This window comes from Plantibacter cousiniae (nom. nud.) (assembly GCF_977070315.1).
Genome location: NZ_CDRVEU010000005.1, coordinates 156,327 through 164,465, shown reverse-complemented (window position 1 = coordinate 164,465; position 8,139 = coordinate 156,327). Strand labels below are relative to the sequence as shown.

Here is an 8,139-nt window from a genome sequence, read left to right as displayed (position 1 = left end):
AGGGATGACAGACGAACGCGGCACGGCGCGACTCGCCTACAGAAAGGGGGGTGGCTGGCTCGTTGACGAGACTGATCGCTCTGCCCTTGGAACTGACGTTTGCATACCGCGTGACCAATTGAAACCTCATCTTCCGTTTGAGGGTCAACGACGGGGAACGGCCTGCGCCGGGGTGTCAGCGCCAGGGTGGACCCGATCGGCTGTGACTGCGGAGTCTGTGAACCCGTGACAGTCATTGGCGCTGGGTTTTTGGCCCTGGGCGCCGGGGATAATAACCACGATTTTCGGCGATGAGGCAAACAAAAAGTTACAAACCGCGAAAGTGTCCGTCAAACGGCACTGCTGTCCAGGCGGGGGAGCGGTTTGAAATTTCAGCGTCCGGCGGCGACTTTTCCCCGCGCGCAATGCAATACTCGAAAACTGACTCACACGAGCCCGGCCTCCATGACCCTCACCTACCGAAGACTGACTCCGGCCGATGCACCTGCCTATCGCGCCTTGATGCTCGAGGCCTATGAACGTCATCCAGACGCCTTTACCTCTGACGTGAAGGAGCGCGAAGTGCTGCCTGCCCAGTGGTGGGAGAAGAGGCTCGATGACAGAGCTGACGCAACCGAAGTAGTGTTTGCCGCCGTTGAAGACGGTCTCTTGCTGGGTGTAGCCGGCCTTTGCGTCGAAACCCGAAAGAAGGCCCGACACAAATCGACCCTGTTCGGCATGTATGTGCCACTGGCGCACAGGAACAGAGGCATCGGCTCTCGATTGGTACGCAGCGTGCTCGACCATGCCCGAACCCGGCCCAAGCTTCTGGTCGTCCAGCTCACTGTCACGCAGGGCAACGCCGAAGCAGTCGGGCTGTACGAGCGCATGGGCTTTGTGACCTTTGGCATCGAACCCCTTGCAGTCGCTGTAGGAACCGGATTCGTCGCCAAGGTGCATATGTGGAAAGACTTGCGCGGGTAACCGGTCCACCCAGGTAACAGGCGCTTCAGCAATCGAGCGCGTCAGCCGCTTCGATCAGGGAATCGACGATCACGTCCCAGTCCTGTTCGGCGGTCAGGTCAGATGTCTGGCCTGGCCCGTGCTCGGCGGGGCGTCGGACGAAAACGGTCTTGAAGCCATTCGCACGTGCGGCAGTCAGGTCGGCGTTATGCGCAGCCACCATGGCGACGCAATGCGGCGCCAGGCCCACTGCTTTTGCAGACTTCAGGTAGGTCTGGGGCATCGGTTTGTAGGTGCCGGCGATCTCCGCGCCGACGATGACGTCCCAGGGCAGTCCGCCGAATTGAGCCAGGTTAAGCATTCCGGCGATGTGTCCGTTCGATAGCGTACCGATCGAGAATCTACGCTTTAATCGGGTCAGGCCTGAGACCGAGTCAGGCCATGGATCGAGCCGCTCCCAGGCCTTGTTCAGCTCGGCGAGCTCGGCCCCGGGGATGCTGCCGAAATCCACCTCGTGGCGCGCCAGCACGGTTTCGAGACTCTCACGGTTGAGCACATCGAGTGTCACGTAGGGGCGCTCACCCGCACGCACGCGCTGCATGGAAGGTTGATACAGGCTCCGCCACTGATCGGCAAAATCAAGGGGATCGATGTCCACGCCATGCCGCTGCAGAAAGGGCGCCGCGGCCCGCGCCACGCCGTTTCGCCAGTCGACAACGGTGCCGAATACATCGAAACCGAGAAACCCTATCTGTTCCAGCCTGGCCATATTGCTCTCCCGAATCGTGCACAGTCGCTTATAGTTCTACAGAATTAGAACTATAGAACCAATCGCGCCAAAGAGAGTTGTTTCGGGCAGGCATTGCCCCATCTGTAAACGCAAAACTGCTCGGCGACTGATCAATCAACGGTAGATGGAGGATTCATGGACTACGTAAAGCTTGGCAACACAGGACTGGATATTTCCAGACTGTGCCTTGGATGCATGACATTCGGCGAGCCCGATGCCGGAACGCACCCTTGGACACTGGGCGAAGAAGCAAGCAGGCCGATCATCAAACACGCCGTCGAGCAAGGCATCAATTTTTTTGACACGGCCAACAGCTACTCGGCAGGCACCTCGGAAACCATCGTTGGTAAATTGCTCAAAGAGTTCACGCGTCGCGACGAGACCGTGATCGCAACGAAGGTGTTCTTTCCGGCGAACATGTGGGAAGGCTCGACCCGCCCTAACGAAAAGGGCCTCTCGCGCAAGGCCATCATGTCCAGTATCGACGCGAGCCTGACGCGACTCGGCACTGACTACGTTGACCTGTACCAGATCCATCGCTGGGACTATGACACGCCCATCGAAGAAACCATGGAAGCCCTGCACGATGTGGTCAAGGCCGGCAAGGCCAGGTACATCGGCGCGTCCTCCATGTACGCATGGCAGTTCGCCAAAGCCCAGCAGGTCGCAACCGCGCATGGCTGGAGCAGGTTCGTCTCGATGCAGAACTACCTGAACCTAGTGTATCGCGAAGAAGAGCGCGAGATGATCCCGCTGTGTATCGATCAGGGTGTCGGCCTGATGCCGTGGAGCCCGATGGCACGCGGCAGGCTGACCAGGCCCCATGGTCAGCAGACCGAGCGGACCAGAACCGACGTTTCCGGCCAGTCGTTTTACGAGGCGACGGAAAAGGAAGACGGTCGAGTGATCGATGCCGTGGAACAGCTTGCCGCAGAGCGCGGGGTACCGATGGCGCAAATCGCACTGGCTTGGGTGTTGGCCAAACGCGGTGTATCAGCGCCCATCGTCGGTGCTTCCAAGGCGACGCAGCTGGACGATGCCATCGCAGCACTGCAACTGGTGCTCAGTGATGAGGACATCAAACGCCTCGAGGCACCGTACGTGCCCCATGCAGTCACCGGTTTCGTCTGACCGGCGCTGCAGAACCCCGGGACCGGCGAATGGCGTGAGCCTCGCCGGTTACCTGTTGGAGACTGCGACCACGAATACCCGTAAAGAACGCACCGCAGCTTTCGTAACTGTCACACCGTTCTGAAATAACACCTGTCTATGTCACTGTACGCAAATATCTATTAGTCAGTCAGTCGACTGGGCGGTATCGTCAGGCCATTCTGAATAAAGGCTCTTTGCCATTATCTAATTCGACCTTTTCTCTTGCCTCTTTCGGGTTCATTTCATGAAAAATCAGGTTTCTCTGGCTACGCGCATCGGCTTGGGATTTGCCGCTGTCGTCTCGCTGCTCATCTTGATCACAGCCGTTGGCATTCAGCGGGTCGGGTTCATCGACAGCACCCTGGAAGACGTAGGCGAAAATGCCGCCAAGGTACAGCGCTATGCGATCAACTTCCGGGGTAGCGTGCACAACCGTGCAATCGCTTTGCGCGATGCCGTGCTGGTCAACAACGATCAGGACCTGGCGCTGCATCTGGCAGAGATGACCCGTCTTGAAAAGGACTATGTCGACTCGGCTGTACCGATGGAGCAGTTGTTCGCCAAGCAGAATATAAGTGCCGAGGAACGCCAATTGCTGCGTGGCATCAAGGAAATCGAACAGCAAACGCTCGGCTCTACCAAGAGCGTGATTGCCTTGCGCCGTGCCGGAGACATCGCCGGTGCCCAGGCCCTTTTGCTGAGCCAGACCTCCGGCGACTACAGCGAATGGCTGAAGCGTATCAACGCGCTCATCGACCATGAGGAAGCCTCGATCAGGGTTCAGCTGGATAATGTGCAGGCGACCGCCAGCCAGTTCCGTGGCCTGATGCTGCTGGCCACTGCGTTCGCTGTACTGCTCAGCATTGCGCTGTCGGCGTTCATCATTCGCTTCGTGAAAAAGACGCTGGGCGCGGAGCCTGTCGACGTTGCGGAGGCCATTCGCCGACTGGCTGCGGGCGATCTGCAGCAAACCATCACCACAGCGTATCCCGACAGCGTCATGGGTGTGCTGAAAACGGCGCTGAGCCGTCTTTCGGAAACCATCACCGAAGTGCGAATGGCCGCTCAGGAGGTCAGCCAGTCCTCTACCGTGCTGTCGGCAGCCTCCTCCGCCAACAACACCCAGATCATGGTGCAGACCCGTGAAGCCGAACAGGTGGCCACTGCGATCAGTGAAATGGCCGCGACGGTCAGTGAAGTCTCGGGCTACGCAGCACAGGCCGCAGATGCTGCGCGCCTGGCTGACAGTGAGGTGGCGAACGGCAACAGCCTCGTCGAAGGTACGACCACCGCCATCGAACAACTGGCGGCCACGCTGACTGAAACCACCAGCACCGTGGAGCAGGTGTCACGGCACGGCGAGCAGATCGAAACGGTGATCGAGGTGATCAACTCGATTGCCTCGCAAACCAACCTGCTGGCGCTCAACGCAGCCATTGAGGCCGCCCGCGCGGGCGAGCATGGCAGAGGTTTTGCGGTCGTGGCCGATGAGGTTCGTTCGCTGGCCAATCGCACCCAGCTGTCGACCCAGGAGATTCAAAACATGATCAGCACGCTGCAGGGTGGTACTGAAACCGCGGCACAAAACATGCGCGACAGCTGTGAACTGGTCAATCGCGCCGTGGAGCAGACACGCAATGCCCAAAGCGCCCTGTCGAGAATCAATCAGGAAGTGAGTGCGATCAATCACATGAACGCGCAGATTGCCAGCGCTTCGGTTCAACAGAGTTCAGTGGCAGAAGACGTTGCGATGAACATCACCAGCATCCACGACTCGACACTCAAATCCGCCAATGGATCGCAGCAGGTGGCTACCGCCAGCGAGGAGCTGGCACAGCTTGCGGATCGCCTGACCCGCAAGGTCGCGTTTTTCAAGGCAGGCTGAGGGTGCAATGAGGTATCGCGACGATGCATTCGGCATCGCCGCGGTATTCCGCTCTCGGCAGATCAGTCTGTGCAACTGACCGGTCTTGAGCTGCGCATCGCCAGCATCACGGTGAGCATGGACAGCGCGGCACACACCGCGCCGATCACGATGGCAGCGGTGAAGCCGGCCCGACCGGACGCCACGCCGCCAATGAACGCCCCGCCGCCAATCGACAGATTCACCACACAGACCAGCAGCGCCTGAACACCTTCCACGCGATCATTGGAGGCTTCGAAACACCAGATCTGCGTGGTGATGGGGATCATCCCGAAAGCGAACCCCCAGACCAGAATCACCGGCCAGAGCAGCCACGGGTTGCCGACGAACATCAGCAGCGCAGTCAGCGAACCCAGCATCAGCAGAGTCATGATCAGCACCGAGGACGGCGCACTTCTGGCCGCCAGGGCTCCACCGGCCAGATTGCCTGCAACCGCCGCCAGGCCGAACGCGAAAAGCAATGCCCCCAGGGCCTGGCCCTGAATATGCGCGAATTCCTGCACGAAGGGCGCGAGGTAAGTGTACGCCGCGAAGTGCCCCACATAGATCAACAGTGCGGCAGCGAACATTCGACGAATGCGCTGCTCGCCAGCCAATGACAGCATCTGGCTGATGCCGGCAGAACGCTCGCCCGGCAACGCAGGCAGGAAGAATGCGATCAACAACCCCACTGCCACCGTGACCACTGCCGCTGCTTCAAATGCCGCCCGCCAGCCGAAGGCTTCACCGATCAACGTACCGGCCGGAATCCCGGCGACGGTGCCGATCGAGACGCCGGCCAGCACATAGGCGGTAGCCTTGACGCCCTCCTTGCCGGGCCTCAAACGAGGCCCGAGCGAACCGGCAATCGTCCAGAATCCGCCCAGCGCGAAGCCGAGCAGGACCCTGCCCGCAAGGGTCAGCCAGAAGTGCGTGGACAGCGCGACGATCAGGTTGGATGCCAGCAATATCGACAACAGCCCGAGCAACAGGCGCTTGCGGTCGACATGACTGAACAGGGCAATACAGGACGGTGCCGAAATGGCCGCGAGGACGCCGGGGACGGCCATCATCAAGCCTGTCTGGCTGATGCTGGTTCCCAGGTCGTGAGCGATATCGGGCAGCAGCCCGACCGGCAGAAATTCAGTGGTGACGGTGGCGAACGACCCAAGCGATACGCTACCAACGGCCCACCATGAAGCGGGTTTTGTTTCTACGTTTCCAGCGGTTTCAAAGCGACTCACAGCGGTTCCAGAATTCGGGAATGTCAGCGACCAGCCACTCAGGCCAGCGCGTGGATGCGGCCAACCCTAACGTGTAAGCCCGTATCGAAGCCACCTTGCGAAAGAATTTTGTGTGGATGACGCGAGGTAAGCCCAGCCAGGACTGGCCATCAGGCCGATGCTCTGCGTCGAGGTTGCATGGTTGACGCAGAGCTTCACGAACGGCGTTCCCAAGCAGAGCTTGGGAACGATCACTCAACAACGACCCCAGGCCATGTGACCTACTTGTTGCGGGTCACTCTCCAGACGGTGTTTGCCAGGTCGTCGGCGATGATGAGTGCGCCTTTCGGATCAACTGTCACGCCCACTGGACGGCCACGAGTCTTGCCGTCAGCTCCGCGGAAACCGGTTGCGAAATCCACAGGCTCGCCGGCAGGACGTCCATTGCTGAACGGCACAAAGATCACCTTGTAACCCACCGGGTTATCACGGTTCCAGCTGCCGTGCTCGCCAACGAACACGCCGTCGGCAAACTTGTCGCCCATGGCCGGGATCGAGAACGACACGCCCAGTGCGGCGACGTGCGAACCAAGGCTGTAATCAGGCTTGATCGCCGCAGCGACTTTGGCCGGATTCTGCGGCTGGGCACGCGTGTCGACATTCTGGCCCCAATAGCTGTAAGGCCAGCCGTAGAACGCGCCCTCCTTCACCGAGGTCAGGTAATCCGGAACCAGATCAGGCCCCAGCTCGTCACGCTCGTTGACCACCGTCCACAACTGCCCGGTGCCCGGTTGAATCGCCAGTGCCGTCGGGTTGCGCAGACCGGTCGCATAAGGCTTGTGCGCACCAGTGGCGGCGTCGATCTGCCAGACCATCGCCCGATCGATCTCGACCTCCATGCCGCGCTCGGTCACGTTGCTGTTCGAGCCGATACCGACATACAGGTAGCGGCCATCAGCGCTTGCCGTCAGCGACTTGGTCCAGTGGTGGTTGATCGCCGCAGGCAAATCGGTGACCTTGGTCGGCTCACCGCTGGCCTTGGTCTGACCTTCCTGATAATCGAAGCTGACCAGCGCATCCTGGTTGGCCACGTACAGCTTGCCGTTCGCGAAGGCCAGGCCATAGGGCGCATTCAGGTTCTCGGCAAAGACCGTTTTCAGCTCATACTTGCCGTCGCCGTCCGCGTCCCGCAACAGTGTCAGACGATTACCGCTCTTGACCTTGGTGTTGCCCTGGGCCTTGATGACGCTGGCAATCACGTCTTTGGGTTTGAGCTTGGCAGCGCTGCCGCCGCGCCCTTCGGCAACGATAATGTCGCCATTGGGCAAAACGATGGACTGACGTGGAATATTCAGATCACTGGCAATCGCCGTGATACTGAAACCCTCAGGCACGGCAGGCTTCTGATCGCCCCAAGCCGTCGGCTCGGCAATCTTCATGCTCGGCAACAGGCCACGTTGCGGGTCCGGCAACTTCGGGTCCGGTCCGCGCGCCTGAGTGCTGTCGGCTTCACCACCGCAGGCGCTCAGCAGCAGCGCCATGCTCAATGCAGTCAATGCGTGGATATTTCTCATTCTGCACCTCCGGAACGCAGGCTGGTGAGCCCGGTCCACGTCGCAACGCAGGCCAGAACAGTAACAATGACCGACAGGATCAAGCCAGACGGCATAACCGCCCAGGCGTCTTTCGCGTGCTCGAAGGCATTGACCAGACCCAGCACCCAGGTAACCAGCAACAACAGGAAGTACACCACGGGACGACCGGCCTTGTGATCGGCGCGAACCAGATTGACCAGCGCAAACAGCAACGCCAGCCCGCAGAACAACAGGCCTCCGGCGATCAGCCAGGCGGCAAAGTTGCTCCACTGAACCTGAAAGGTCTGGTAATAGGCAATATCACTCAGCAAGCCGCCGAGAAACAAAGGCACGGTTCCGGCAAGCAAGGTCGCATGTAGCGGGCCTGGCGTGTAGCGGTAGACGGGATGGGTGGTTACGGTCATGACGGCTCCTTTTCGTTCGGCGACCCTGGATCAAAACTCAGCGCGGATGCGCTGGCAGGTCGGGGTCGCGCTGAATGCGCATAAGGAATGATCGTGCTGACCAAGCGATAGTTCAGCGCTTTTCATTTCG

General features: G+C 59.9%; 7 protein-coding genes. 3 read left to right on the top strand and 4 right to left on the bottom strand.

The features are described from left to right. The first annotated feature begins 444 nt into the window (after positions 1 to 444). A complete protein-coding gene (locus ACW55A_RS12375; RefSeq protein WP_129485048.1) occupies positions 445 to 963 on the top strand; it encodes a GNAT family N-acetyltransferase in 519 nt (172 codons plus the stop codon). A 25-nt stretch (positions 964 to 988) separates the two neighbouring features. Here the strand turns inward: ACW55A_RS12375 and ACW55A_RS12370 are convergent, their stop codons facing one another. Then, positions 989 to 1,711, bottom strand: a complete 723-nt coding sequence (locus tag ACW55A_RS12370; RefSeq protein ID WP_498810991.1) for a haloacid dehalogenase type II — start codon at positions 1,709 to 1,711, stop codon at positions 989 to 991. A 156-nt stretch (positions 1,712 to 1,867) separates the two neighbouring features. Between ACW55A_RS12370 and ACW55A_RS12365 the strand changes: the two genes are divergently transcribed. After that, positions 1,868 to 2,863, top strand: coding sequence for an aldo/keto reductase (locus ACW55A_RS12365; RefSeq protein ID WP_004413987.1), 996 nt, complete (start codon positions 1,868 to 1,870; stop codon positions 2,861 to 2,863). A 265-nt stretch (positions 2,864 to 3,128) separates the two neighbouring features. Then, entirely contained in the window at positions 3,129 to 4,769 is a 1,641-nt protein-coding gene (locus ACW55A_RS12360) for a methyl-accepting chemotaxis protein (protein ID WP_024662578.1), read from the top strand. Positions 4,770 to 4,831: 62 nt separating this feature from the next. On the opposite strand, the gene ACW55A_RS12355 is transcribed toward ACW55A_RS12360, so the two are convergent. From ACW55A_RS12355 to ACW55A_RS12345, 3 genes are all read right to left on the bottom strand, one after another. Next, positions 4,832 to 6,031 (bottom strand): MFS transporter, encoded by a 1,200-nt coding sequence (locus ACW55A_RS12355; protein ID WP_248697546.1) that lies wholly within the window; start codon positions 6,029 to 6,031, stop codon positions 4,832 to 4,834. A gap of 260 nt (positions 6,032 to 6,291) precedes the next feature. After that, positions 6,292 to 7,584, bottom strand: a complete 1,293-nt coding sequence (locus ACW55A_RS12350) for a PQQ-dependent sugar dehydrogenase (RefSeq protein ID WP_004413994.1) — start codon at positions 7,582 to 7,584, stop codon at positions 6,292 to 6,294. After that, positions 7,581 to 8,009: a DUF2231 domain-containing protein gene (locus tag ACW55A_RS12345; RefSeq protein WP_003368607.1), complete on the bottom strand. Its 429-nt coding sequence runs from the start codon at positions 8,007 to 8,009 to the stop codon at positions 7,581 to 7,583. The genes ACW55A_RS12350 and ACW55A_RS12345 overlap by 4 nt, the downstream gene beginning before the upstream one ends. Between the last annotated feature and the right edge of the window lie 130 nt (positions 8,010 to 8,139).

Coding starts and splice junctions, on each gene's coding strand:
- ACW55A_RS12375 (WP_129485048.1), top strand. CDS start 445: ATGACCCTCACCTACCGAAGACTGACTCCGGCCGATGCACCTGCCTAT.
- ACW55A_RS12370 (WP_498810991.1), bottom strand. CDS start 1,711: ATGGCCAGGCTGGAACAGATAGGGTTTCTCGGTTTCGATGTATTCGGC.
- ACW55A_RS12365 (WP_004413987.1), top strand. CDS start 1,868: ATGGACTACGTAAAGCTTGGCAACACAGGACTGGATATTTCCAGACTG.
- ACW55A_RS12360 (WP_024662578.1), top strand. CDS start 3,129: ATGAAAAATCAGGTTTCTCTGGCTACGCGCATCGGCTTGGGATTTGCC.
- ACW55A_RS12350 (WP_004413994.1), bottom strand. CDS start 7,584: ATGAGAAATATCCACGCATTGACTGCATTGAGCATGGCGCTGCTGCTG.
- ACW55A_RS12345 (WP_003368607.1), bottom strand. CDS start 8,009: ATGACCGTAACCACCCATCCCGTCTACCGCTACACGCCAGGCCCGCTA.